Genomic DNA, 26,328 nt, shown 5'->3' on the forward strand with positions numbered 1-26,328 from the left:
CTTTCTCTCAGAAAGCGAAAGGGCTACAAGAGCATATCCCGAAACCGGGGACGGTGCAAGTATTTTTATAAAAAAACCCGCTCCTTAAACCGGAGCGGGCTTTTTTCATTTAAGATGCGTAATCCGGTAGATGTCTTTGCGCCGGTCTTTCAGCTGGCGCACGGTTCCGTTTTCACGCTGTCTTCTTAAAATTTCAAGATCAACATCCCCGATCACAACCATTTCGATGTTCGGGTTCGTTTCACCGACGATTCCGTCTCTGGCGAATTCAAAATCAGACGGAGCAAAAATGGCTGACTGTGCGTATTGAATATCCATATTTTCTGTTTGCGGCAGGTTCCCGACCGTACCTGAGATGACAGTGTAAATTTGGTTTTCAACCGCTCTCGCCTGAGAGCAGTATCTTACGCGCAAGTAGCCTTGGCGGTCTTCAGTGCAGAACGGCGTAAAGATAATTTTCGCCCCTTGATCCGCGGCAATTCTCGCAAGCTCCGGAAATTCAATATCGTAGCAGATCTGAATGGCGATCTTTCCGCAGTCTGTATCAAATACGCGCACTCTGTCTCCGGCGCTGATGCCCCACCATTTCCGCTCATTCGGCGTAATGTGAAGCTTATACTGTTTTTCAATCGTGCCGTCACGTCTGAATAAGTAAGCGATGTTATAAATTTTCCCTTCTTCTTCAACGAAGTGGGAGCCGCCGATGATGTTGACATTATATTTCACCGCGAGATCTGTAAAGAGGCTGATATAGTCCTCTGTATATTCGGTAATCCTCTGAATGGCAAGACTCGGAGAACGCTCCTCAAGGAATGACATGAGCTGCGTCGTGAAAATCTCCGGAAATACCGCGAAATCAGATCTTGCATCGGAAGCCACATCCACATAATATTCAACCTGATTGGCAAATTCCTCGAAGGAATAAATCTTTTTCATTTCATACTGAATGACGCAAATACGCACCGGAAATGCCGATTTGTAATAGCGCTTCGACTGCGGCAGGTAATCGACATTGTTCCACTCCATTAATGTCGCATATTTAATGGACGCGGTGTCATCCGGGAGATAATTCGGATTGATCCGCATGAGCGTAAATCCATTCATCAGCTGAAAGGAAAGCACCGGATCATAAATCTGATGGCGCGTCACCTGTTCGACATAGGCTCTCGCCGTCATTTCTTCCGCATATTTATGGTAATTCGGAATCCGTCCGCCGATAATGATGCTTTTCAGGTTTAATCGTCTCGCCAGGTCTTTTCTCGCTTCATACAGCCGGTGTCCGATCTTCATCCGTCTGTATGCCGGATGCACCATCACTTCAATTCCGTACAGGTTCATTCCGTCCGGATTGTGGTTCGTGATGTAACCGTCGTCTGTAATATCCTGCCATGTGTGGCGGTCATCGTATTCATCGAAATTGATGATCAGACTGGAGCATGATCCGATAATTTCCCCTTCATACTCGGCGCAAAACTGACCTTCCGGAAAATGCGCGAGATGGCTGATTAAATGCTCAGGCTCCCAAGGCTCCATCCCCGGGAAACAATCCTTTTGCAGCTCAATAATTTTGTTGATATCTTTCTCTTCCATGTTCCGTATGACCATTTTCTTTTCAAAACGGGTCAGATCAAGTTTCTCAGACAATGCCGCTTCCCCCTGCCGATTCGTTTTGATTGTTCAAGCGCTGTAAAAGTAATTCAAGTTCCATTTCCGCCATCGATTCCAGTCTGTGATCGTATTCTTCAAACAACAGGGTGCTTGTTACCTTATTCGGTACGATCACACATTTCATGCCGGCACGTTTGGCTGCGATTGAGCCATTGACGGAATCCTCAAAGGCAAGACATTCGGAAGGTTCGACGCCTAAATGTTCCGCCGCTTTCAAATAGAGTTCCGGATTCGGCTTCACTTCTTCTACGTCATCCGCCGTCTGAATCACTTCAAATTCATCAAACAGGCCTAACTCCTTCAGGTGGCCCGATACCCATTTGAAATCTGAGCTTGAAGCAAGCCCCACCTTCAATCCTAATTCTTTCGCCGCGGCTAAATAAGCCTCCACCCCGGGACGCGCCGTTTCCGTTTTCATCCGCTGCTCGAAGCGCGCGCGCCTGATCGCCGTCAGTTCGTCATGATCGAGCTTTCTTCCCAGCTGCTCCTCTAAATACGCGAACGGCTTAAACCCCGCGGCCGTTCCGATCACCTTTCCCCAGACAGATAAAGGCAATGTCGATCCGTGTTCTTCAAACATTTCTTGCAGCACTTCATATTCATGGGTTTCTGTATCTAAAATTAACCCGTCAAAATCAAAGATTAATGCTTTTATCACTGCTTACAGCTCCTTTAGTTAACGTACTGTGACCTATGTATACACTATACCGTGAATTTCTTTCGCGTTCAAAATGTAACATTCGGACGGAAAGAAGAGCCTGCATGAATGCAAGCTCTCTTGATCCGTTACTGTGAGTTTTGGCTGGAAATATTAGAAAGAGCTGCTCCCGCAGACTCGTTTGAACGCTGATCGACCGCTAAGTCTCCAAGCGCAACGATCCCGACCAAATGATTTTGATCAACAATGGGAAGGCGGCGGATTTGGTGTTGGGCCATCAGGTGTGACGCCTCTTCAAGACTCATCTCCGGGTTTCCGGATACTACTTTAGAAGACATCACGTGCGAAACAGGTGTTTGGCCGTCGCGGCCTTGAGCCGTTGTTCTCAATGCGATATCACGGTCTGTCAGCATCCCTTTTAATTCCCCTCCGTCAACGACGGGAATCGCTCCGACATTATGCTGATGCATCAGCGCGGCCGCTTCCTGAATCGTTTGATTGGGAGAAACGGTAGCCACGTGGGTAGTCATTGATTGTTTGATTGAACTCATTGTAAAGCACCCCTTTCGCCATTTATTATGCTCAGGGATTTGTCTCATTATAAAGGGAGTTAGAGGAAAGAAATTGTGGTATCATGTCAAAGAAGCAAAAAAGAGCCTGTAAAAAGGCTCTTTACATCCGTCAGATCAGCCTTCTGTGACCGCAGGCTTCTGATTCGGCTCTTGTCTCGAAATCATCATAGGTAAACGGAAAATTCATTCCGCAATCATTCAGCAAAGCGCAATTTTTATCAAACAGCGCCCGCTCTTTGGCATCATATACCGCGTGCGGCTTTGACAGCATGATATGTACCGTTTGCAGACAAGCCATAATTTGAAATGCTTCTTTTAACGTTCCTTGGTAAAGTTGGTTTTGTAAAGACAATACGCCCCTTTTTTTAAAGCGCTGCATTTCCAGTTCGGAGAAATAAAGAGGAAAGACATTTTGGAACAGTTCAGAGGAAAGCTCTTGTATCGCGCTTTCTTGTCCGTCAGTCGCTGCGTTGACAATTCTCACATCAATCACCTTTCTTGCCATGTGAATATCCTTAATCTTTATCAAGAATAGCACAGAAAAAAACGCGAAAGCTAAGGTAAGTGTTTCCTATTGAAACAGCCGCTTTCCGCTTGAAAAAGGAGCTTTATGATATGAAACAAAATGACCGCGGGCTGGAACTTCTGATAACGGAAAAGCACGCCGGACAATGGCTGTTTTCAGTCCTGAAATCAGAATTTCAGGCATCAAAACCCGTGATAACCGAATGGATGAACCAAGAAAGCATTCAGGTCAATCGCACATCTCCCAAAAACAACATCATCCTGAAAACCGGAGACCGCCTGTTCATTGATCTTCAGGAAAAAACGGAGTCATCGGTGATCCCGGAATACGGGGAAGCGGAAATCTTATTTGAAGACAATCATATGCTGATTGCAAATAAGCCGGCGGGAATGCCGACTCATCCGAATGAAGAGGGTCAGACCGGAACCCTCAGCAATCTGATCGCTTACCATTTTCAAATCAACGGCGAACAAGCGAAAGTCCGCCACGTTCACCGGCTTGACCGGGACACGTCAGGTGCGGTCGTTTTCGCCAAACACCGCCTGGCTCATGCCATCCTCGACCGGCAGCTTGAAACCAAAACATTAAAACGCACCTATATCGCCGCAGCGGAAGGAAAAGTGACGCCGAAAAAAGGCACGGTTGATTCGCCGATCGGCCGCGACAGGTCACATTCCGTCAGACGGCGCGTCTCACCCGGCGGACAAGCCGCTGTCACCCATTACAAGGTAAAAGGCTATCATTCCGGCGCGCAGCTTTCTCTGGTCGAGCTTGAATTGGAAACCGGAAGAACACATCAAATCAGAGTGCATATGGCAAGCATCGGCCATCCATTAGCGGGAGATGACCTGTACGGCGGAAGCCGGGCGCTGTTTCACAGACAGGCGCTTCACGCCAAAAAGGTCAGCGTCGTCCATCCGGTCTCCGGAGAAGAAATCATTGCCGAAGCGCCGATGCCCGCTGATCTGGCACACTTTGCCGACACGTATTTTTCTTAAACCGGGTAAGCATATATAATATATCGTTTCGGTGCATTTCCGATGTAAGAAAACGGATAGCAAGTGGTCAGGATCAGTTCCTCCCGCTCGTGCTGAAGGGTGATGACGGACGTATCATTCCGGCTGACGATTTTTGTATGGCTGATTTTATAAGAAAACGCGCCGTAAGACAGAATCACGTTCAGCCTGTCTCCTTTTTTCAGTTCGCCGGTCCGTCGGAACACCGTGTCCCTGTGGCCGGATAATACGATTTGGCCGTGTTCATCCGGATAATAGCTGTCTTTGTAATGGCCGACGCCTTTTGCTAAATCGTCTGCGTCAGTCCCTTCCACGATCGGGAGCTCAGCATCAATTTTAGGGATCTCTAAAATACCGCTTGCTTCACCTGTTTTAGGATGAAATTCTTTTTTGCGCTGCGCCAAAACGGCTCTATTCGTTTCTTTCTTTGCCAGAACGGGTTCAGCCGTTTTTTTTGCTTCTTCAAGCGATTGGTTTGTCTTCATATGTGAATCGACGATCTTCCAGCTTCCGTAGCATGTGACGATGACACCGATAATGATGACAAGAAGCGGAATATGTTTCAGTTTATTCATGGTGTGCGGTTGCTCCTTTTCCTTCTGAAAAGCCAGTATACGCCGGCGCCTGCGATCACCAGTCCGGCCAGTGCCGTCTGATGGCTGCCCGCTGAAGTATCAGGCAACGGGCGGCCATTTTGTGTGCCGCTTTCAGTCTGTTCTGTGCTTTTTTCCGGATTTGCAGCCGATGACGGACGGGTTTTGGAAGCTGTTTCTTTTATAACGGGACGCTCTGGTTTTTTTGATTGATCAGGCTGTTTTGCAGCATCCGGGTTTTTAGCGGGTTTTTCCGCTTGGGGTTTTTCTGTTTTATCAGGTCTGGTGCCGCCCGGTGTTTCCCCGCTTCCCGGCTGACTGCCGGTGTTATCAGGTGTTTCGGTTGCTGATGCCGTGCGGATGCGGCCGTCGCTTTGATAAGAAATCGGAGCGGAAAAGCTTTTGACATAGTCTACTGTCGCTTCCAAATCCTCAGGCCCCGTCACCGGGTTCTTGCCGAGTTTCCCGATCGGGCCGTATTTTGCCCCCGCTGCCGTTGCCATAAATTGATTGACTGTTAATGTATAGCCTTTCTCGGGCTGTATGTCTGTCCCGTCCGCCATTTTCATATCAATCGCTTTTCCGGTTTCCGGGTTCCATGTATAGGAAAATCCGCTGATGCTGTAATCCGGTCCGTAAACCGGAGAAATTTGCGCGTTGATGATCTCCCGCAAATCTTTTCCTTTGATTTCAAGCTTCGTCAGCACATTGCCGAACGGCTGAACATTATAAAGGTCTCCCCATGTAATCGGCCCTTTTTTTATGCCGTCCCGGATGCCGCCGCCATTCATTAGCGCAAAATCGGATTTCATCTTCGCTTTCATACCGTCGGCAATCAGATTTCCAAGCGCCGTGTCGCCGTCATTTGAATAGCCGCCCGTTATATCATGGGCCGCTTCCCCGACCGTTTCGCTGATAATAGGTTTCACTTTCTCTTCATATTTGCTTAATATGCCTGCCGCATCCGGGTCCGGCTTGATTTTACTTTGGTCGATATATTGGATTTCCGCTGATTTTTTCACGATATCCTTCGACTCTTTATCAAGTTCAAGATCGGCGATTCCGATTGCTTTTCCGTATTCAAATGCCTGCACGATCAGCTTGCCGTTGACTTCTCCGTTTACGACTTTATGATTGTGCGCGGCGAAAATCACGTCAATCTCTGAGTCTGTCCCGCCGGCAAGCTTTGCGGCTTCTCCCGTGATCGCACTGCCGTTTTGTTCAGCAGACATATGGGCGAGCACGGCGATGGCTTTAATTCCTTTTTTCTTCAGGTCAGCGGCGGCGTCATTGACGGCTTTTACCTCATCCGTAAACGTGATGTTTTTAATTCCGTCCGGAATGACCATTCCTGCTGCCGATCTGGTTACAACTCCTATAAATGCAACCGGAATTCCGGAAACGTATTTGATTTCATACGGCGGCAGAAAGGGCTCTCCTGATTTTAGTTTACAGTTGGCGCAGACGAGCGGGAAATTTTGGCCGTCATAACCGCTTGTCCCCTTTCCGTCCGGATGATCTCCTCCATTGATGATCCGTTTAAGCTCATTTGTTCCTTCATCGAATTCATGATTGCCGACAGTCCCGGCGTCAAACCCGATGTCTTCCATCAGTTCTACTGTCGGTTCATCTTGAAAAAGGGCTGACACGGGAGAACTGCCCCCGATCATATCGCCCGCATGCACCACGAAGGCGTGTTCTTTTTCGGCTTTTGCTTTTTTAATGTACGCCGCAGCGTAGTCCATTCGGCCGAACGTGCCATCCGGTTTACCATCTCCGTTAAGATCAAGCTCATATTGCTGATCAATTTTTCCGTGCAGATCATTCATGCTGATGATTCTGAGCGGGATACGGCCGGTGTCTTCAGTCTGCTGGTCTTGATACGCCTTAGCCGTTCCACTCTCATTCAGCGGTCCGGCTTGTCCGATTGCTGACGCATCTTTCACGCCGGAGACCATAAAACAAACCATCATCAAACAGCACGAAAGACGCATCCCCCTTTTTTTCTTCATTCATTTCCCCCCTTGTCTTCTAAGAAATACGTTAGCTTATTTTCTTAAAAATCACACCACTTTTTTGTAAAGATTGTCTTCACTGGTGCAAAATAGTAAATAGTCCCCATGTAACGAAATAGGTCTGCATGTATAACGGATCAGCTTTTTTCACATCTTAATGATGATTTGACATGAAGGAGGAAAACAATCAGTGGAACAGCAGCAGAATCAGCAGCAGCCGCCAGTAAATCAGGGGATGCCGGGTTCACCGCAAGTGAATCACGGAGGACATGAGCTTTTCGATATGCATGAAGTCCTGGCCGGAACAGTCGGCGTCCTGGATCAATTTATGATGCTCAGACAATTTATACAGGATCAGCAGCTGGCGGATATTCTTGACCGCCAATACCAATTCATTCTCGGACTTTATAATCTGACGGCAGAATGCTTTAAGACCGGCCAAAAGCCTTCTCAGGAAACTTCGACATATATGATGAAGGAACAGAACCAAGCCGTGTACGGCATAAAACCGACACAGCCGAAAAAACCGAATCAATCATTAAATGATGTCAAAGATCTCGGGATAAGCGGCCATATGCTCGGCCTGATTAAAGCTCAAGCTTCTCTTTTGACGATGAGCTCGCTTGAAATGACCAATCCCGTGACAAGAAGAGTGCTCTCCGCCCAAATTCAGCAATATGTTGAAATGGCATTTGAAATCTTCTTGTACCAAAACAAACACGGTTATTATCAGGTTCCTCAGCTTAATGCGCAAGATATGCAGACGATGCTGAATTCATTCGGGCCGGCTCAGGGACAGCCGCAAATGCCTCCGATTAAAGGACAAATGGGACAGCAGCAAAACCTGCATTGATTAAGAAACGGCGTTGGATACCCGACTCTCCAATGCCGTTTTCTTTTTTTCATATGTTTTTGTGAAATTATGTTCAAACTGTTTCAGGGTTTCTTTGGTGGCCGCTTCAAAGCCTTTTTCAAAATCCTGTGTTTCGGCGGTTTTGTTGATAATGGTTAAGATAATGCCTTCTCCGAATGTATCGGTTAAATCCTTTATCATATAGAAGCTTTGCAAATATACATCCGTCTCATATTCCATCCGCGATTTCTGCCATTTTCGGTCGGTCGTTAATTGATCAAACGGCACGACGGAAAATGCAATCGGATCAATGACTACATCATAATGCGCAACCCATTCGCTCAGCCCCTCATGAAACCAAAGCGGAAATTCAGACGTAGACGTCCCCATTTGCCGCGTTTTTTGATGAAACGCATAGTGCGTATATTCATGTATAATCAATTGTTTATACATAAAAACGGCCAGCTCATCTTTTTTCAAAAGCTGTTTTTTCTCTTCAGGCAAAAGCCCCATCATCTGCTCCTGCTCTGAATAAAAACCGACTACGTTTTTCAAGCCGGAATATTGCTCAATTTCAGCTTCATCCGCAAAGAAAATAAGTTCAAGAGGCGCTGTTCCTTTATAGCCGACAATGATTTGATTGATACGCTTTGCGTAGTCTAACGTAAGCTTGGTCAGGTTCAAGAGCGGCTTTTCATCCGCCGTATAGTAAATCGCTGTATGTTTGTAAATTTCTTTATTCATGTGTTCAGTCACTTGTTCCTTCGTCGGAACTGAGCGGCTGTTTTGGCCTGACAGGACGTACATCAAACTTACTGAAACGGCTGAACTGACAGCCAATATGACAAGGACCCCGCACAGGATCAGAGTGAATGCCGCCCGTTTCCCCATGCCGTCACGCAAACAAGCTCCCTCCCCGATCCTTCAATTTTCATCTCATTCTTTACTTTATGCGCCGGAAGGTTTGGCCGTGACGGCAGATAAAATAAAAAAGCCGCAGCAAATGCGGCTTTTCTATTCATTCATTTATTTATTGGGGTTTGGGAATACACGCTGCACCATTTGGCCGAATTCATCAAACAGACCGGATACCGGGTGGCCGTTTTTGATTCGTTTTCCGTAGCCTTGCATACGTTCCACGAAATCCGGATTCGCTGATACATATACTGTCCGGACATGTTTATCGGCTGATTTCACCTTATCGGTAATCTTATTTTTCAAATGGTTGGCAATGGCGCCTTTTTGCCCGTTTGTCAAAACAACAGCAACATAAGCGCTGTTTCCGGCAACGATTACAGTTGCATTTTTAACTTCTTTCAGATCAGTCACCTTGTCTGCGGCTTTATCAGCAACCCTCAGGTTACGGTTGTTATTATGATCTGCGGTGTTTTGGTTATGACGGTTCCCTGTATTCATATTTGTCGCACCGTCGTTAGGCGTGTTGCGGTAATTTACATTCTGGGTGCGGTTGTCATTTCGTTTTCCTTCTCCCTGGTTTCCCATACTGCACCCTGCGGTAATCAGCATCGGCAGAAGAAGGGCAGAGATAACTGCTTGTTTTTTTATCATGTGAATTCCTCCTTTCTCACTTTACGTATAGGTTTTTCTATTCGGCTGGATTTATGCATACCGTTTGCATTCTGAGCGGTTTGGATAAATATCAGAAGGAAAGGAAAAGATAAATGTTATCAATAGAATGAGGAGGGATTTAACTTGTTCAGACAAAAAAGAGGCATCAGCCCGACAGCGCTGCTGATCGGCTCATCACTTTTAATTGCAGCTTTATCACCGGAAATCCGCCGCAAAATCACCGGAATGGTTTCAGGCCGAATGCAGCATAAAGATGACGCACACTCCATGCAGCCTGCTGAGATGATTAAGCAGGCTTTCGGCGGAGAATCCGGCGGACAGCAGCACACGGACAAAGCACAGCATTCACAAAGCGGCTCCATGCAGCCTGCCGAGATGATCAAACAGGCTTTCGGCGGGGAATCCGGCGGACAGCGGTACACGGACAACGCCCAGCACTCACAAGACGGCTCCATGCAGCCCGCTGAGATGATTAAGCAGGCTTTCGGCGGAGAATCCGGCGGACAGCGGCATGAGCAGACTTCCCGCCAGCACTCCGGCTCATCTTCATCGTCTCATGAACACAGCCGGAGCCATACGGAGCCGATTCACTTTGAAGAAAGCGCGGTAAATGTTTTAAATGACAGCACCGTGATGAATATGCTGGAAGATCTGGAACCCGGAAATCATTAAAAATACGCAAGTTCGTTTTTTAACCGATTTGAAGAAGTTACCTTAATCATAACGCCGGGGAGCGGATAATGTTGCTTCCCGCTAAAAAAGCCTTAACTTCAGGTGAAGTTAAGGCTTTTCAGATTGAGGAAAGAGCTTGCTAACCATACAGTGCGGCTTCACAGCAAAGTGATGCGCCATGGCTTGTCGATTATCCTCTTTTTATTAAGCTTCTTCAGCTTCAATGACGATTGAGGAATCATTGTAAACCGAGGTATCGGTTTCCTTCGTCATTTTACTTGTTAACAGTCCCGCGGTCATGCTGCCGCTGACATTTAAGGCAGTGCGCCCCATGTCAATTAACGGCTCAATTGAGATGAGCAGCCCGGCAAGCGCGACAGGCATGTTTAAAGCGGATAAGACGAGAAGAGCCGCAAATGTCGCGCCGCCTCCCACGCCTGCTACACCGAACGAACTGATTGCCACTATCGCGATGACCGAAATAATAAATCCGGGTTCAAACGGATTTTGCCCCACTGTCGGCGCAATCATCATCGCGAGCATTGCCGGATAAATGCCGGCACAGCCGTTTTGACCGATCGATAAGCCGAATGAACCGGCGAAGTTCGCAATTCCTTCCGGTACGCCCATGCTTTTTTGTGTTTTAATATTGAGCGGTAAAGCCCCTGCGCTTGAACGGGACGTAAACGCAAATACCATGACCGGAAATGCTTTTTTCACGTATGTGATCGGATTTAAACCGCTGAACGTAATCAGCAGCAAGTGAATGATAAACATGACGATGAGCGCGGCGTATGATGCGATCACAAACATCCCCAGTTTCACAATGCTGTCGATGTCGCTTGTCGCGATCGTTTTCGTCATAATCGCCAACACCCCGTAAGGCGTCAGTCTTAAAATTAATGTCACGACGCGCATAATAATCGCGTAAACCGCATCGACAATTCCGCTGAATGTCGCGGCGTGCTCCGGCTGCTTCCGTTTCACGCCAAGGAAAGCGATGCCGAGAAAAGCGGCGAAAATAACGACTCCGATGGTGGAAGTCGGTCTGGCCCCGGTGAAATCAAGAAACGGATTTCCCGGCAGAAGCTCAACGATTTGCTGAGGCAGCGTTTTAGCCGTCATATCCTCCGATTTTTGCTGAAGCTCCTGGCCTCTTGATAGCTCAGTGCTCCCCTGGTCGATATGAACGGCCTTCAGATCAAAGGAAAGCGCCGAAACAATTCCGACTGCCGCGGCAATTGCTGTCGTGGCGATCAAAATTCCGATGATCAGGCCGCTGATTTTTCCGATGTTATGGGTCAGTTTCAGCTTCGTAAATGCGCCCAGAATGGAAATAAAGACAAGCGGCATGACGATCATCTGAAGCAACTTGACATAACCGCCGCCGGCGATATTAAACCAATCGGCTGTTTGTGTCACGATATGTGAAGCCGGCCCGTAAATCAATTGCAGTGCAAAACCGAATACAATGCCTAATCCGAGCGCGGTAAAGACACGTTTAGAAAAGGAAACGTGTTTTTTTTGCATCACAAACAGACCTGCTATAAGCAAAAGCATAATGAAAACATGTAAGACTACAAATAAATTCTCCAAAACAGGTAAACACTCCCTTGCTCATTATCCTTACACACTATATTATATGAATTCCGATCGGTCAAGTATGATTTTACAATATATGTATTTTTATAGACTTTTCTCTTTTCTTTCCACCCTTTCTTTAGTAACTTATATAAGGGTGATTGTTATGCTGAAGGAACTGTTTCTTAATTTGACGATTTTAATCACATTTAATTATCTCTTCACCCTTCTTTTTAAAGAGTCGCTGTCGTATAAAGAAGACCGTCCGATGTTTCAATTACTGAAGGGGGCGGCTTGCGGGCTTTTAGGGGTTTTTCTGATTGCTTTCGGCTTTTCTTATTCTGATTCTATCATTGATCTCAGAAATATCCCGATTATCATCGCCGCTCTTTACGGAGGCTGGGTGTCTACGGCAGTTGCCTTTATCATTATCGTGGCAGGCCGTATTCTGATCAATTTCAATGCCATCGCCATTTTTTCCATTGCAGCAGTCGGGATTATTGCCATACTTTCTGTGGCCGTCCTCAGAGGAAAAAAGCCGGATCGCAAAAAGGCGTTCGTTATGCTGCTTTTCTCAAATGTTATTTTCACCCTGACGCTGCTGTTTCTTGTGCCTGAACAGCCTGCCGGGACCCTCGTTTATTATTGGCTCATTTCCACTTTGGGCGGAATGCTGTCACTGTATATCATCAAACACGAAGCCGATGCCCGCCTTTTATTCAAGAAATACAAGTTTCAAGCGAATTATGATTTTCTGACGGGGATTTTTAATAAGAGAAAATTCGAGGAGATCTCGCGCGTCCTGTACGACCGGGCATCTCAATCAGCCTCATCTCAGCTTGCGCTTATTTATTTAGATATTGATCACTTTAAACAGATCAATGATCAATACGGCCATTATGAAGGTGATCAAGTGCTGAAAGAACTGGGGACGCGGCTGAGGTTCTTAATCAGCAGTTCTGATCCGTCAGCCCGTATCGGCGGCGAAGAGTTTGCGGTGCTTATACCGAATTGCACGTATACAAAAGGGCTTCACCTCGCAGAAGAAATCAGGCAGACGATGGACGGGAACCCGATTCTGCTGACAAGCGGAGATGCAATTTTCGTGACCGTTTCTATCGGCATCGCGCACTTTCCGACAAATACGGCGGATCCGCAGACCCTGCCTCTGATCGCAGACCGGATGCTGTACAAAGCGAAAACCTCAGGACGCAATCAAGTGTGCAGCACTGAAAAAAAAGAATGATCGCCGCAGGGAGAATCATTCTTTCTTTTCAGTGATAACGGCGCCCGGCTGGAAAACGAGAATCAGGCTGTCCTGATATTCGATACAAAGACAGGAGTTCTTGCAGCCGCATGAAATCCTGCTTTTTTGGCGAAAACTACTGCGTCACGCCTTTTCTAAGTAATCAGCCCGCCTCCTGCATAAGAAAGAGCGCTCTGCCGAAACCCGCAGCTTCATCAGGCATGATCATGACCTCTACGTCCGGTACATCCTTCAGCCGTTTATACTGCTTGGAATAAATGCCGAGCACACGCCGCATTACGTCGTTCCTAAAGGGGCAGCTTCTTTTTTCCAATAGTCGGCAAACATTTAAAATAAGCAACGGTTTGAAATGTATCGGCATCAAAATCCCCGCTGGCAAATGCCAAATCAGCCTCGGCATAATCCGAAAACGTTAACAATGAAAGTTTCAATCCTTCCTCTCCGGCTTTTTGTAACAAATCCCCAGATAAATGGATGACATTCATTGATTCCGATAGTAATGGCTCGATTCCAAGCGGGATCGTGGCATGAAGTAAGCGGCATGATCAAAGTGAAGAGAAACCAGACTCTTTATAATCCGCAGCTTCAAGATAACCTACTCCCTATCTATTTTTATGTACAGCACTGCACCATGCATTCGGGCTCATGCTTAAGTTAAGGTTGTAGAGAGCGGCTTTTATGAGCTGCAAAATGTGCTGTTCAATCTCAGATCAGCCTTCCGTATCCGCGCGATTTCGACTTTAAAAATGTTATTTCAAAAAAAGTTACATTTAGCAGTTGTTTTTTCTCCGGATTACTGGTAGAGTAAAGGTAATTATTTTTGTTCGAACTATCTTTAAGAAGAAAGTTTTGTAAGAGTTTTCGTCTTGGAAGTTTGTTTTAGAGCAAGAATAGTGAATTTAAGCGTTATGTCGCTTTAGGAGGAAATTTCATGTTAGAAGGTAAAGTAAAATGGTTCAACTCTGAAAAAGGATTCGGATTCATCGAAGTAGAAGGTCAAGACGATGTATTCGTTCACTTCTCTGCTATTCAAGGCGAAGGCTTCAAAACTTTAGAAGAAGGCCAATCTGTTTCTTTCGAAATCGTTGAAGGAAACCGCGGACCACAAGCTGCTAACGTAACAAAAGCATAAATGTCTTAAAAAAACCTGCCGGTGCAAGCCGGCGGTTTTTTTTATATCAAAAAGCTGTTTTGCCTAGGCAAAACAGCTTTTTTACATTAGGTAGCAATATCCCGTTTTAAGAAGACCCCGAATGCGAGCGCCATAAAAATGATGAAGTAAATCACAAGCATCACAACCGAAAATGTCATCGTCATCCCCTCTACTAAAGGAGTCCCGTTCATATATTGCGACAAATCCGTGTTCGCAAATAAAATATATTTCGTCCATTCAAATTTCGTGGCAAGAAATACAGTCGCCGTGTTGCCCATAACCAATAGAAAAATAGAGAATCCGACCGCTAATGAGCTGTTTCGGAATACCGCAGACAGCATAAACGCCATCGTCGCAAGCATAAAAGCGGAGACAGATTCATAGATATATGTTTTAGCGAGAAAGGCGATGATATTTTGTTCAAAAACACGGCCGTCTTTGTATACGAGTTGGACATTGGCCGCAGTATCTCCGCCAGTGCCGAAAAAGAGCAATCCCAACAGAGCGGAACCGGCAAATAAAATCACAAGCATCAGCAGTCCGAACAGCAGCACCGTCATATATTTAGAAAGCAAAATTTGAAAACGGCTGAGCGGACGGATGGCCAGCAGTTTGATGGTTCCCCAGTTGAACTCATTCGCCACGATGCCTGCTGCGATGATAATCGTGAACAGGCCGGTCAAAACCGTCATCATCGAAGAATCCGCTACGTATGACCACACGGTGTACCCTGTATCCTCGGGGATATTATGATCCATACGGTATTCATTTATCGCGATATTCTGTTTCAGACTATCAATGACAGTCTGATTTCCGGTTTCCTTCATCTGCTGTTTCATTTCTTTGTTTGCGCCCTGGAGCTCCTGCTTCCAATTCGGATTGGCTTCGTTAGAGGTGAAATGGTTTGACAGAAGTGCAAAGCCGGTCATCGCAAGGCCTAAAATCACAATCATAGCCCACGTGCCGACACGGCTGAAGATTTTAATCCATTCATTATAGATCAGTTTAAGCATATTGAGCCTCCTCTTTCGTCCCGCCGGTAATTTCCAGGAAACGGTCTTCTAAAGATTTTGTTATGATTTTCACTTCATATAAGCGGATATTTTCACGGACGAGAAGTGAAATTACATCAGGCACTTCCTGTTTTGACAGCTTGATCTCAAAGCCGTTTGTTTTCTTCACACAGTCAAACTGACTCAGGACGGCAAGCGCCTCTTCCCTTTGTTCAATATGGAAAAAGTATGTATCTTTTTCTTCTGTTCCTTCATCTCTTACCTTTTGAATATCAACAAGCTCTCCTTTTTGCAAAATGGCGATTCGATCGCACATCAATTCCATTTCGGACAGCAGATGGCTCGAGACGATCACCGCCATTCCTTTTTCTCGTGTCAGTTTTTTCAGATGATCTCTGATTTCCCTGATACCGGCGGGATCAAGGCCGTTTGTCGGTTCATCCAGAATCAGCACCTTCGGGTTATGCAGCAGACTCTGAGCAAGACCGAGGCGCTGTCTCATCCCGAGAGAATAGGTCTTTACTTTGTCATGAATTCTGTCCTGTAATCCGACGAGCTCGATGACCTCATCTATTTTTTCTTTCGTAACGCCTTTTACCATTCTGGCGTACTGCTGTAAATTTTTATAGCCGCTCAGGAATTTGTACAGCTCCGGGTTTTCCACGATGGCTCCGATATGCCTGACCGCTTTTGCATAGTTCTTCGTAATGGATTCTCCGCAGATTACGATGTCTCCATGAGACAGTTTCATTAATCCGACCATCATTCTGATCGTAGTCGTTTTCCCCGCTCCGTTCGGTCCCAGAAACCCAAACACTTCGCCTGCCCGGACGGAGAAGCTCAGATCATGAATAATCGTTCGTCCTTTAATCGTTTTCTTTACCTGTTGCAATTCCAATACTGTTTCCAATTAGAATCCCCCTTCTTTTTCGTACGCCTGCATAATGCTTTTATACCATTGCAGCACGGACATTCCTTCCTGCTCCCTGAGCTCTTCGACTTCACGCCGTTCAGCGATTTTCCCTTTTCTGAACACCATCACTTCGTCCAAAAGCGTCTCAATCTCATCGATCTCATGTGTGGCGATAACTACGATCTGACTGTCAAAATCAATATACGATACGAGACTGTTGACGATTGATTCCCGGACCGCCGGATCCAGACCGGAAAATGGCTCATCCAGCAGAATGACGGATGCTTTTCTCGACAGGGCCAGGACGATTTTCAGCCTGCCCCTGCTGCCTTTAGACAGCTCTTTTATTTTCTGCCCCGCTGAGAGATTCATTTCCGATAATAGATTCCGTGCTTTTTCCAGCTGAAAATCCGGGAATTGTGAATGATAAAATGTGAGCATATCACCGACAGTCGTCCGGGCGAAAAACGTATCATGTTCGGTTAAATAAGCCGTACGAAAAAGCATTTTCCGGCTTACGGCACGTCCGCCGATCCGAACAGCGCCCGAGGTGGGAAATGCAAGCCCGGCAAGCATTTTCAGCGTTGTTGATTTACCGCTTCCGTTCGGTCCTAATATTCCGTAGATCTTACCCGGAGACAATGAAAATGATACATCGCTGACCGCGAGCCTGCGGCCGTATTTTTTTGTAACGTGTTCAAAATCAAGATTCATCGTCTGCTTCCTCCGCATATTGTTTGATCCCGTCGAGCATTTCTTCAGGAGATAACCCAAGCTCCGCCATTTCCTGAATAAAGCGTTTGAATACGTCTTTTGTCAGCCTGTCTTTCAGCTCTTCTTTCAGATCAGGCCTTTCAGCTATAAAGGTTCCCTGTCCTCTTCTCGTTTCCACGATCCCCAGCCTTTCCATTTCACTGTACGTTCTTTGTATCGTATTCGGATTCACTTTCATCTGAACGGCCATCTCTCTTACGGACGGCAGTTTGTCACCCGGCGAAAGCTCGTTTCGAATCAGCCGGTAATATACACGGTCGGCAATTTGCAGATAAATCGGCTTTGATGATTGAAATTCACGCTTCATCATTACACCTCAACCTTGCGATTCAGCAGCATTGAGGCCAGCGCGAGACAGAGCGCCGCGAGCACAATCACGACCAGGAAGCTGAAAAGCGAGATGTGCACGGCGTTCAGCTCCATCGTCCAGCCGGCCAATTTTGTATAATGAAATTCAAAATTCGCATACACTTTTACCGGCCATAGATCGTGTTGAGATGAAGTGAAAGGCGTAATGAGTTTATCGTCAATATAGGCCCAGACAAACGCAAGCACGATGCAGATCACCCAGCGGAGAACGGGGAAATATTTTAACGAGTGAAAAACAGTCCAAAATACGGCCACGATCACAGATAAGTACGCTGAGCTGATCAGCAGGTAAGCATTCAGTCCTGTTAATGTGCCGGCCAGGGGAATGGTGTGTTCCAGCGCTCCTTTTGCAGAAAGCATCCGGTACATCCAAATACCGTAGCCGGTCAGCGCCAGCTGCCCGATAAACTGATACAGCAGTGAGGCCGTCAGCTTGGAAGCCAGCAGATAAAACCCGCCATTCGGATTGTAAAGCCACAGCTGATTTTTCCCTTCTTTGCGGAGGTGATAGTACATAAAAAGCGGCGCCGCAAGAAATTGAAAAAACCCCATTGCCGCAAAAAAGCCGAAAATGACGAGCGGTTCTTTCTGACGGACAGCAATAACATGAGCTGCCGCCGCCCAGAAGATCATGCCGCAAAGCCAAACCGCCAGCCAGACCCATGAAACCTTCGCATCTTTTTTCAGCAGACCTAAAAACGATGTCATTCTTTCTCTCTCCATTCGGGACCAGTGTATGAGTCACATAGTACACTAGATCATCACAAATTACAATATCTTCAATAAAAAAAAGGCAAATCCGCTCTTACGCAGATTTGCCTTTTCAATTACTTCTTTTTGTTTTTTAAGGAGAGCAGCGCATCACGATAGCTGCTATCCTGCATTTTGCCGCCGCTTTCGGGATCTGTTGTTTCCTGATCCGTCTCAGAAGTCTTGAACTTCTGAAGCGCCTGACGGTACACATCATCGCCCATTGTATTCTTTTTCTCGCGGGGAGATTCAGATTTTACAACGACGGGAACATGCTCGGCTGAACGTTCCTCGGCCGGATCATGCTTTTCCGGCTGTTCGGCTGTAGTGCCGATCGCTTCTCTCTTTTCTTCTTTGACATCCTGTCCTGCAGCAGTGCTGCGGACATTGAATGTGATAAGAAGTGCAATCACAATGACAGCAGCAATAACCGCTATAATAATGGCCATATAACCCTCTCCTTACTGTCGTCCGGCAGTTAAATTACCTGTGACCTGGCTGACACGTCTGCCAAGCGCACGGCCTAATTGAAGGCCTTCTTCCGTCATCAGCACATCGCTGTCAACCGGGCATGTGACGCCCGCGCCGTAGTAAGAACCGTACAGCGCATTTTCAGGAACGTTGCCGGGAAGACCGACAACAATCATGCCTTGGTGAAACATAGGAGTGATCAGATTGTGCATTGTCATTTCTAATCCGCCATGGGTTGTCGCAGTCGTACAGAATACGGCGCCGACTTTATCAATCAGCTCGCCCTCAGCCCACAAATAGCCGAGTCTGTCGATCCACGCTTTTAAGCCTGAACTGATGGTGCCAAAGTGTCCAGGGCATCCCCAGATAATCGCATCCATGTCCTTCAGCTTGCGGATGTCGGCTTGATCGACATGGTCAATCAAGACTTCAGCATCAGCGTTTTCACTTGCTCCTTCCGCAATGGCTTCGGCAAGGTATTTTGTGTGTTCGCCTTCACTATCGTACACTACGTAAATTTTCATTCAGGAAACCTCCCATTCAGATGATTAAGATTCCTTCACTTCTTTAGGGGCCGGAAGCAATGACAGCTCCTCTTTTTTCTTCGCCCGCTGTTTGTCTTTCCGTACGTCACGCAAGAACAGGCTCAAAACTACGCCGATAACCGCAAAGATCGTCGCCCACATAAACGCGTCATTAATTCCCATAACGTTGGAATTAAGTGAAGCCGTTTTGTAGAGATAGGCATAAACGGTTTGTTTCGCCGCATCAAGCGACATGTTCATGTTGACCATTAAATTCGAAACCGCGCTTTGGAACGACTGCATGAAGCTTGGATCTGCCGTGCTTGTTTTATCCGCAATCTGCGAATAATGCATCGTCGTGCGGTTCGTGTAGATCGTTGTGATCAAACTTGTTCCGATTGAACCGCTGATCTGGCGGAGCGTGTTGCTCATCGCCGTGCCGTGGCTGTTCAACCGTGCCGGAAGCTGGTTCATTCCGGCTGTCATTACAGGCATCATTAACAGTGACATACCGAATGCGCGGATGGCATAGACAAGCATGATATGCGTATAAGGTGTGTCAATTGTCAATTTTGTATACTGGAATGTCGTTGCGACCGTAATAACCAGCCCGACGATCGCAAGCGGTCTCGGACCGATTTTGTCAAACAGAATACCGGAAATCGGCGACATGATCAGCATGACAATCGCGCCCGGCAATAGCAAGAGGCCTGATTGCAGCGCCGTAAAGCCGACTAAGTTCTGCAGGTAAATCGGAAGCAGGAACATTCCTGTGTAAAGCGCAACGGTAATAATGATGTTAATCACACTGGAAAGTGAGAAAATATCATATTTAAATACCCGGAAGTCAAGCATCGGTTTTTCAGAGCGCAATTGCTGAATGACGAACGCGGCAATCGCGATGATACCGACAATAACGGTAGACAGAACGATCGGGTCTCCCCAGCCGTCGCTTCCCGCTTCACTGACTCCGTAAAGCAATGAGGCGAATCCGACAATGGATAGAATCGCACCCAAGCTGTCGAGTTTGATTTTTTGCGGTTCCACCAAGTTCTTAAAGAGGAAAAACGCTATGACAATAACGATCGCCCCGATCGGAACAAGGCCGTAGAACATAATGCGCCATGTGTAATGCTCAATGATCCAGCCGGAAAGAGTCGGTCCGACCGCAGGAGCAAACATCATCGCAAGACCGAAAATCCCCATTCCTTTCCCCCTGCTTTCAGGCGGGAAGATAAGCAGAATGGTTGTCATGACCAGCGGCTGTAAGATACCGCCGCCGACCGCCTGAATTAACCGGCCGATCAGCATGGTTGAGAAGTTAGGCGCGATTCCGCAGACTAACGTTCCAGCTGTAAAACAGAACATGGCTACGAGAAAGAGGCTTCTTTGCCCGAACCGGGTAATTAAGAAGGCCGATAACGGAATCAAAACACCGTTGACCAGCATGTATCCGGTCGTCAGCCACTGAATCGTCGTCGCACTCACACCGAACTCGGTCATTAAGTGCGGCATCGCCACGTTAAGAAGCGTTTGGTTCAAGATCGCCAGGAATAACCCAGCCATAAGCACAATAAGCAATGTTTTAGGACTTTTTACTTGATTATCTGATTTAGCCACTTAAGACAACCTCCCTTCATGGTTTGATGACTGATCTGTATTATTCAGAGATTTTTACAGATGCGTTCATACCAGGAAGCACCTTGTCAGATGGGTTGCTGAGTGAAATTTTAACAGGAACTTTTTGCGTTACTTTTGTGTAGTTGCCGCTTGAGTTTGAAGAAGGCAGCATATCAAAAGTTGAATTTGTCGCATAGCCGATTTCTTCTACAGTTCCGTCAAATGTTGTATTAGGGTCACCGTCAACAATGACGTCTACTTTGTTTCCTACTTCAATGTCTCTGATGTCAGTTTCTTTAATGTTTGCAGTGATGTAAAGGTGTTTCATGTCAATTTCTTGGGCAATTGTCGTACCGGCTTGCACCATTTGACCGTTTTTCACTTCGTTTTTCACGATTGTTCCATCCATGATGGCTTTAACGTCAGCATTTTGCTGTCCTTTGATTTTTGCAACAACGTCGTTTTTACTTACTTCTTTCCCCTCATCAAGGTTCCAGTCAGTTACTTTACCCGCAGCAGGAGCTGTGATAGCAGCCATGTCGCCGGCAACTTTTGCTTCATCGGTTTTTACATAGTGCGTGCTTTGATAATAGTAGTAAGCACCTCCGCCTATAATTGCAAGAACAACAATCAAACCGATAATGTTGGTCAGAATTAAACGTCCTCTGTTCATTTTGTTTTCTCCTTTCGTTTCTTCCTCTATCATTTTGTGGAATGATGATAAAAATATGTGGGGATTTTTTTATTTTCCGTTTTTCACTGCACAGCCGTTTGCAAGCTTCGTTAAACTTTCCGCCAGCTTGCGCAGGTACTGCAGTTCAGCGGTATTGAGCTGCCGGTATAAGACTGCCGCTTTTTCGGCGTATTGAACAGCAGCTCTCTTTAGAAGTTCTTCCCCCTCTTCGGTTAACTGAATCATAACAACACGCCGGTCGTCGTGATAGTCGCTCCGAACCATTAATCGGCGCTTATACAGAATATCGGTCATTCTCGTGACAGACGCCGGTTTCAGATCAAGCGACAAAGCCAGCCTTGAAAGCTGCGTGCTTTTGCTCTTATGTATTTTGAACATCAGCAGATACTGCAGGACTGTAATATCAAAAGGTTCAAGAACTGTCTCCAAGATCATTTTCTGCTTTTTGTAAATTGATCTGGAAGTATCAAACAGTTGTTCAAAACTGAGCAAAGCGAGCTCTGATTCAATCACCGTATTTTCACCTCATTCCCTTAATAATAGTTCACAAGATAAAATATTAATAAATGAAAGAAGATTTGTAAAGAGAAAAGTTTTATTTTTAAAGGATTTTTTTTATGCCTTTTTTTTCTCTTTATTTTTAATTTAAAAAAGCCGGGTGAAGAACCGCGGCCGCACGATTCTTCACTCGGCTTTATGTTTAATACTTATGCTTTGCTTATACCCGCTTCCTCTTTTTTAAAGAAGCTTTTCAGCGCTTGAAAAACGTCTGATTTCTGCTTTAAGATGTAATATTTAAATTTATCATCTTTGACGTTTTTATAGGCGGACATGAGTGTTGAATGCCTGTTATATTGATTAACCTCACCGTAGCAGAACAGATTCGATTTTTTCATGATGTCATTGACGAGCTTTACGCATCGGGCGTTATCCGATGTTAAATTATCCCCGTCTGAGAAGTGGAACGGATAGATGTTGTAGCGGGCGGGGTCATATTTTTCATCAATTAATTCAAGAGACTTCCGGTAGACGGAGGAGCAGATGGTTCCCCCGCTCTCGCCTTTCGAGAAGAAATCTTCTTCCGACACCACCTTCGCTTCCGTGTGGTGGGCGATAAATTCGATATCTACCGTTTCATACTTTGTCCGTAAAAATCGTGTCATCCAAAAAAAGAAGCTCCTCGCCATATACTTTTCCCATACGCCCATCGAACCGCTTGTATCCATCATGGCTAAAACGACAGCTTTCGATTCCGGCTTCGTCACATCATTCCATGTTTTGTATTTCAGATCTTCCGGATAAATCGGATAAAACGACGGCTTGCCTGACATGGCGTTTCGTTTATAGGCAGACAGCATCGTTCTTTTCTTATCAATATTCCCTGTCAGCCCGGTTTTCCGGATATCATTAAATTCAATATCGGTATGAACGATATTGTCCCTTTCCTTTTGCTGCAGATTCGGCAGTTCTAATTCCTGAAACAGCGCTTCTTCCAGGTCCATCAATGAGACCTCGGCTTCATAATAATCCTCGCCTGCCTGATCGCCGGCTCCCTGGCCTTTTCCGGCCCCCTGCTTTTTATCTGCGCCGTCTCTTGCGACGACATCGCCGATTTCGCTGTCGCCGTCACCTTGGCCGACATGTTTGTTTTTATCATAGTTATAACGGATTTTATATTCATCAAGCGAACGAATCGGGATTTTCACAACATCTTTTCCGTTGGACATAATAATGCTTTCCTCAGTGACAAGGTCCGGAAGGTTGTTTTTTATCGCTTCCTGTACTTTCTTTTGGTGGCGCTGCTGGTCGTCAAAGCCTTTGCGATGGAGGGACCAGTCTTCCTCTGAAATCAAAAAATTTCCGCTGTCATTACGGGACATGAATTCCCCTCCTTAACCGTTATGGTCGTTTTACATGTGTATTCCGGCTTGGTCCTGTTTATGAAACAAGTCCGGCGAAAAGATTTATTCTTATCTTATGCCGGACGGACTTTTCAATTGACAAACAATTTCGAAATATAGACAAAAGAACCCGTCCTTATACGGACGGGCCTTTCATCAATCAAGCATCAGCGGTTGAGCAGGCTTCCGACATACTTCAGCAGTTCATTTGCGCTTGTCGAATTATAGCCGTGTTCATCTATTAACCGCGCCACTACCTCATTAACCTTTTTAAGCTGCTGCTCATCCGGCGTTTTGGTTGAGGTCGTAATTTTCACCACATCTTTTAAGTCTGCGAAAAGCTTTTTCTGAATCGCTTCGCGGAGTCTTTCGTGTGAGTTATAGTCGAAGCGTTTTCCTTTTCTTGCATAAGCGGATATGCGGATTAAAATTTCTTCGCGGAATGCTTTTTTGGCGTTTTCCGAAATGCCGATCTGCTCTTCAATGGATCTCATCAGCTTTTCGTCAGGGTTCATTTCTTCTCCTGTCAGCGGATCGCGGAGCTTATTTTTGTTGCAGTACGCTTCCACATTATCTAAATAATTATCCATGAGTGTTTTCGCGGATTCTTCATATGAATAAACAAACGCCTTCTGCACCTCTTTTTTGGCGATGTCATCGTACTCTTTCCTGGCGGCGGAAATAAAATTCATATACCGCTCTTTGTCCTCAGCGGAAATGGACGGGTGCTGATCGAGTCCTTCCTTTAAGGAACGCAGCACGTCAAGCGAATTGATGGATTCCATATTTTTTCTGATAATCGTTGAGGAAATACGGTTGATGACATAACGCGGATCAATTCCGCTCATTCCTTCATCATGGAATTCCTTCTTCATATCCTCCAGATCAACGGAATTGTAACCTTCAACGCTTTCTCCGTCATAGAGCCTCATTTTTTTAACGAGATCAATATCAGACCGGTTCGGTTCCTTCAGCCGGGTCAAAATAGAAAACATCGCGGCCACTTTTAATGTATGGGGGGCGATGTGAACGTCAGAAACATCACTTTCCGAAATCATTTTTTCATAAATCCGTTCTTCCTCGGACACCTTTAAATTATAAGGAACAGGCATCACGATGATTCTGGAGTGAAGGGCTTCATTTTTTTTATTGGCGATAAACGAGCGGTACTCCGTTTCGTTCGTATGCGCAACAATCAATTCGTCGGCTGAGATGAGCGCAAACCGTCCGGCTTTAAAATTCCCTTCCTGTGTGAGTGACAGAAGGTGCCAGAGAAATTTTTCATCGCATTTCAGCATTTCCTGAAACTCCATCATTCCGCGGTTCGCTTTATTTAATTCACCGTCAAACCGATAAGCGCGCGGATCTGATTCCGAGCCGTATTCGGCGATCGTTGAAAAATCAATGCTCCCCGTCAAATCGGCGATATCCTGTGATTTCGGATCAGACGGGCTGAAGGTTCCGATTCCGGTACGCTTATCCTCCGAGAAGAAAATGCGTTCAACCTTTACATCCTCAATTCTGCCGCCGTATTCTTCTTCAAGCCGCATGACATTAAGCGGAGACAGGCTTCCCTCAATTCTGATCCCGTATTCTCTGTAGAAGTCTTCGCGCAGATGATGGGGAATGAGATGGAGAGGATCTTCATGCATCGGGCAGCCTTTGATGGCGTAAACTGCCCCGTTGTCTGTCAACGAGTAGGCTTCAAGCCCTTTTTTCAGCATGGTGACAAGGGTTGATTTCCCGCCGCTGACAGGCCCCATTAATAGTAAGATCCGTTTTCTTACATCGAGCCGCTTGGCAGCCGGGTGAAAGTATTCCTCCACGAGCCGTTCCAGAGATTCTTCAAGGCCGAACAGTTCCCGCGAGAAAAAACTGTATGTCTTTTTCCCGTCATCCTCCTCGATTCCGCTGTCTTTTATCATATTAAAAACGCGAGAATGAGCAGACTGCGCGACCAATGGATTTTCTTTTATGATCTCCAAATAATCAGCGAACGTCCCTTCCCATTTGAGACGCTGCTCTTCCTCTCTGTACTTTTCAATTTTCTTTAATATATCCATAAGAACCTCCTCTATCATGGTTAATGCACTAGAAATAAGGTACTTTGTTACAATCTATGCGGTGACGTGATAATACATGCTTTTCGTTTCTTAAAAATAAAGGCGGCTCAAGGGCGGTCATTGACAAGGGTCTGGTGCACCGTTCATAATGAAAGAAATACAGTTTCATCCAGACTCGGACATCAAATGGAAAAGCAAAGAGGAGGAGAAATGATGAAAACGATCATCCTACTGGGGGTCATTCTCACTTTTTTAGTATCCATTTTTACGGCGGGTTACGACAGCAAACCTGAAAACGAATAACGGCAAAAAGGGTGCTCCTTATGAAGAGCACCCTTTCCTGTACAACATAACAATGTTTCACATTTGAATGTGTTCTTGGACAGTTGATTTTTCATGGGTTTTGCAGCTTGTTTGATACTCGATTTTTCCGATTTTGCAGCCCGGTCCGATTTCCACACGCTTTCCTCTGACGATGTCCGCTTCCGTGTATTCGAGGTAAATCGTATCTCCCTCGATCAATTCAGCCGAAAGCATGCCTGCTTTCCGTTTCAGAAAACCGGGTTTCCGCCTGACTGTGATCGATGTACCGCCGATTTCCTTCACGTTGCTTCGGTCATAACGCAAATGGATATTGACGTCTCCCGCGTTTAACAATCCCGCCACATTGATACAGCCTGTTACATGAAGCTGCTCTGTCTCGCAATCGCCGCCGACGGTGAGGCTTCCTTTAATATGACACTGCTCTCCCGCGGCCCCGCCGGAAATGTCGGCAAGTCCTTTCAGCCTCAGCGTGGTGAAACGCATGGAGCCGCCGATTTTCAGCGTGCCGAGCACATTTGCGGAACGTGCCGTTAAATCTCCATCAGTTTCATGTTCCCCGAAAATTTTCAGCCGATTAATTTCGGCATCTCCGAGAAAACGCCCCGTACCGAATATCCCGCAGCGCTCGCTTTGAAGTCCTTCGCCGACAATGCCTTCTCCTTTAATACTTACATTCTGGTAGGAGCCCCCGGCGGCGTGTCCGGCTCCGTACATTTTTAAATGACTCAATTTTTTTGTTGTGTCCACT

29 protein-coding genes are annotated in these 26,328 nt (G+C 46.1%); 5 read left to right on the forward strand and 24 right to left on the reverse strand.

Translation table 11 applies throughout. The features are described from left to right. Positions 1-105 precede the first annotated feature (105 nt). From ACQE26_RS19050 to ACQE26_RS19065, 4 genes are all read right to left on the reverse strand, one after another. Positions 106-1,644, reverse strand: coding sequence for a bifunctional GNAT family N-acetyltransferase/carbon-nitrogen hydrolase family protein (locus tag ACQE26_RS19050; RefSeq protein ID WP_016938412.1), 1,539 nt, complete (start codon positions 1,642-1,644; stop codon positions 106-108). Then, complete coding sequence (locus ACQE26_RS19055; protein WP_045927065.1) at positions 1,637-2,326, reverse strand: HAD family hydrolase; 690 nt, start codon at positions 2,324-2,326, stop codon at positions 1,637-1,639. Before ACQE26_RS19055 ends, ACQE26_RS19050 begins: the two co-directional genes overlap by 8 nt. 128 nt (positions 2,327-2,454) lie before the next feature. After that, on the reverse strand, positions 2,455-2,877 hold the full coding sequence (locus ACQE26_RS19060; RefSeq protein ID WP_016938414.1) for a CBS domain-containing protein: 423 nt from the start codon (positions 2,875-2,877) through the stop codon (positions 2,455-2,457). Positions 2,878-3,007: 130 nt separating this feature from the next. Beyond that, positions 3,008-3,403 carry a DUF5365 family protein gene (locus tag ACQE26_RS19065; protein WP_224988504.1) on the reverse strand — a complete coding sequence of 132 codons (396 nt, stop codon included), beginning with the start codon at positions 3,401-3,403 and terminating at the stop codon, positions 3,008-3,010. Between the two features lie 110 nt (positions 3,404-3,513). Here ACQE26_RS19065 and ACQE26_RS19070 point away from each other — a divergent pair, with 110 nt between their 5' ends. Continuing rightward, entirely contained in the window at positions 3,514-4,422 is a 909-nt protein-coding gene (locus ACQE26_RS19070) for an RluA family pseudouridine synthase (RefSeq protein WP_060963208.1), read from the forward strand. On the opposite strand, the gene srtD is transcribed toward ACQE26_RS19070, so the two are convergent. Next, positions 4,419-5,015 (reverse strand): class D sortase, LPxTATN-specific, encoded by a 597-nt coding sequence (srtD, locus tag ACQE26_RS19075; RefSeq protein WP_500470299.1) that lies wholly within the window; start codon positions 5,013-5,015, stop codon positions 4,419-4,421. The genes ACQE26_RS19070 and srtD overlap by 4 nt on opposite strands. Beyond that, on the reverse strand, positions 5,012-7,045 hold the full coding sequence (locus ACQE26_RS19080; protein WP_500470300.1) for a bifunctional metallophosphatase/5'-nucleotidase: 2,034 nt from the start codon (positions 7,043-7,045) through the stop codon (positions 5,012-5,014). Before ACQE26_RS19080 ends, srtD begins: the two co-directional genes overlap by 4 nt. A 193-nt stretch (positions 7,046-7,238) precedes the next feature. Between ACQE26_RS19080 and ACQE26_RS19085 the strand changes: the two genes are divergently transcribed. After that, positions 7,239-7,901 carry a spore coat protein gene (locus tag ACQE26_RS19085; RefSeq protein WP_047476627.1) on the forward strand — a complete coding sequence of 221 codons (663 nt, stop codon included), beginning with the start codon at positions 7,239-7,241 and terminating at the stop codon, positions 7,899-7,901. Here the strand turns inward: ACQE26_RS19085 and ACQE26_RS19090 are convergent, their stop codons facing one another. After that, positions 7,902-8,804, reverse strand: a complete 903-nt coding sequence (locus ACQE26_RS19090) for a hypothetical protein (protein WP_500470301.1) — start codon at positions 8,802-8,804, stop codon at positions 7,902-7,904. Positions 8,805-8,927: 123 nt separating this feature from the next. Then, a complete protein-coding gene (locus ACQE26_RS19095) occupies positions 8,928-9,470 on the reverse strand; it encodes a YhcN/YlaJ family sporulation lipoprotein (protein WP_016938420.1) in 543 nt (180 codons plus the stop codon). Positions 9,471-9,614: 144 nt separating this feature from the next. Between ACQE26_RS19095 and ACQE26_RS19100 the strand changes: the two genes are divergently transcribed. After that, entirely contained in the window at positions 9,615-10,163 is a 549-nt protein-coding gene (locus tag ACQE26_RS19100; RefSeq protein WP_500470302.1) for a hypothetical protein, read from the forward strand. Positions 10,164-10,367: 204 nt separating this feature from the next. On the opposite strand, the gene ACQE26_RS19105 is transcribed toward ACQE26_RS19100, so the two are convergent. After that, positions 10,368-11,759 (reverse strand): L-cystine transporter, encoded by a 1,392-nt coding sequence (locus ACQE26_RS19105; protein WP_016938422.1) that lies wholly within the window; start codon positions 11,757-11,759, stop codon positions 10,368-10,370. A 151-nt stretch (positions 11,760-11,910) separates the two neighbouring features. Here ACQE26_RS19105 and ACQE26_RS19110 point away from each other — a divergent pair, with 151 nt between their 5' ends. Then, the gene (locus ACQE26_RS19110; protein ID WP_500470303.1) at positions 11,911-12,990 is read left to right on the forward strand and encodes a GGDEF domain-containing protein; all 1,080 of its coding nucleotides are present in this window, start codon (positions 11,911-11,913) and stop codon (positions 12,988-12,990) included. 163 nt (positions 12,991-13,153) lie between these two features. Here the strand turns inward: ACQE26_RS19110 and ACQE26_RS19115 are convergent, their stop codons facing one another. Beyond that, positions 13,154-13,288, reverse strand: coding sequence for a MetQ/NlpA family ABC transporter substrate-binding protein (locus tag ACQE26_RS19115; RefSeq protein WP_500470304.1), 135 nt, complete (start codon positions 13,286-13,288; stop codon positions 13,154-13,156). A 10-nt stretch (positions 13,289-13,298) separates the two neighbouring features. Further along, positions 13,299-13,442, reverse strand: coding sequence for a MetQ/NlpA family ABC transporter substrate-binding protein (locus ACQE26_RS19120; RefSeq protein ID WP_500470305.1), 144 nt, complete (start codon positions 13,440-13,442; stop codon positions 13,299-13,301). Between the two features lie 500 nt (positions 13,443-13,942). Here ACQE26_RS19120 and cspB point away from each other — a divergent pair, with 500 nt between their 5' ends. Next, positions 13,943-14,143, forward strand: coding sequence for a cold shock-like protein CspB (gene cspB, locus ACQE26_RS19125; protein WP_003155376.1), 201 nt, complete (start codon positions 13,943-13,945; stop codon positions 14,141-14,143). Between the two features lie 86 nt (positions 14,144-14,229). Here cspB and ACQE26_RS19130 read toward each other — a convergent pair whose 3' ends face one another. The 13 genes from ACQE26_RS19130 to ACQE26_RS19190 all read right to left on the reverse strand — a co-directional run bounded on the left by ACQE26_RS19130 (position 14,230) and on the right by ACQE26_RS19190 (position 26,327). After that, complete coding sequence (locus ACQE26_RS19130) at positions 14,230-15,177, reverse strand: ABC transporter permease (RefSeq protein ID WP_500470306.1); 948 nt, start codon at positions 15,175-15,177, stop codon at positions 14,230-14,232. Beyond that, complete coding sequence (locus tag ACQE26_RS19135) at positions 15,170-16,087, reverse strand: ABC transporter ATP-binding protein (protein WP_500470307.1); 918 nt, start codon at positions 16,085-16,087, stop codon at positions 15,170-15,172. Before ACQE26_RS19135 ends, ACQE26_RS19130 begins: the two co-directional genes overlap by 8 nt. Further along, the gene (locus ACQE26_RS19140) at positions 16,088-16,804 is read right to left on the reverse strand and encodes an ABC transporter ATP-binding protein (protein WP_500470308.1); all 717 of its coding nucleotides are present in this window, start codon (positions 16,802-16,804) and stop codon (positions 16,088-16,090) included. Next, positions 16,794-17,171 carry a GntR family transcriptional regulator gene (locus ACQE26_RS19145; RefSeq protein WP_049628808.1) on the reverse strand — a complete coding sequence of 126 codons (378 nt, stop codon included), beginning with the start codon at positions 17,169-17,171 and terminating at the stop codon, positions 16,794-16,796. The genes ACQE26_RS19140 and ACQE26_RS19145 overlap by 11 nt, the downstream gene beginning before the upstream one ends. Before the next feature lie 2 nt (positions 17,172-17,173). Next, positions 17,174-17,941 carry a hypothetical protein gene (locus ACQE26_RS19150; protein ID WP_500470309.1) on the reverse strand — a complete coding sequence of 256 codons (768 nt, stop codon included), beginning with the start codon at positions 17,939-17,941 and terminating at the stop codon, positions 17,174-17,176. A 119-nt stretch (positions 17,942-18,060) separates the two neighbouring features. Beyond that, entirely contained in the window at positions 18,061-18,432 is a 372-nt protein-coding gene (locus ACQE26_RS19155; RefSeq protein ID WP_438421488.1) for a hypothetical protein, read from the reverse strand. A 12-nt stretch (positions 18,433-18,444) separates the two neighbouring features. Beyond that, positions 18,445-18,978, reverse strand: a complete 534-nt coding sequence (locus tag ACQE26_RS19160; RefSeq protein WP_016938430.1) for an NAD(P)H-dependent oxidoreductase — start codon at positions 18,976-18,978, stop codon at positions 18,445-18,447. 24 nt (positions 18,979-19,002) lie between these two features. Continuing rightward, on the reverse strand, positions 19,003-20,598 hold the full coding sequence (locus ACQE26_RS19165) for an MFS transporter (RefSeq protein ID WP_016938431.1): 1,596 nt from the start codon (positions 20,596-20,598) through the stop codon (positions 19,003-19,005). A 40-nt stretch (positions 20,599-20,638) separates the two neighbouring features. After that, positions 20,639-21,304, reverse strand: a complete 666-nt coding sequence (locus tag ACQE26_RS19170; RefSeq protein ID WP_007610259.1) for an HlyD family secretion protein — start codon at positions 21,302-21,304, stop codon at positions 20,639-20,641. A 36-nt stretch (positions 21,305-21,340) separates the two neighbouring features. Further along, a complete protein-coding gene (locus ACQE26_RS19175) occupies positions 21,341-21,805 on the reverse strand; it encodes a MarR family transcriptional regulator (protein ID WP_438421486.1) in 465 nt (154 codons plus the stop codon). A 194-nt stretch (positions 21,806-21,999) separates the two neighbouring features. Beyond that, positions 22,000-23,172: a sporulation protein YhbH gene (gene yhbH, locus ACQE26_RS19180; RefSeq protein ID WP_438421485.1), complete on the reverse strand. Its 1,173-nt coding sequence runs from the start codon at positions 23,170-23,172 to the stop codon at positions 22,000-22,002. A 188-nt stretch (positions 23,173-23,360) separates the two neighbouring features. Beyond that, positions 23,361-25,256 carry a serine/threonine protein kinase PrkA gene (gene prkA / locus ACQE26_RS19185; protein ID WP_016938434.1) on the reverse strand — a complete coding sequence of 632 codons (1,896 nt, stop codon included), beginning with the start codon at positions 25,254-25,256 and terminating at the stop codon, positions 23,361-23,363. 360 nt (positions 25,257-25,616) lie between these two features. Next, positions 25,617-26,327 carry a hypothetical protein gene (locus ACQE26_RS19190; protein ID WP_500470310.1) on the reverse strand — a complete coding sequence of 237 codons (711 nt, stop codon included), beginning with the start codon at positions 26,325-26,327 and terminating at the stop codon, positions 25,617-25,619. Between the last annotated feature and the right edge of the window lies 1 nt (position 26,328).

The organism is Bacillus sp. 5RYD7K, from assembly GCF_059831465.1.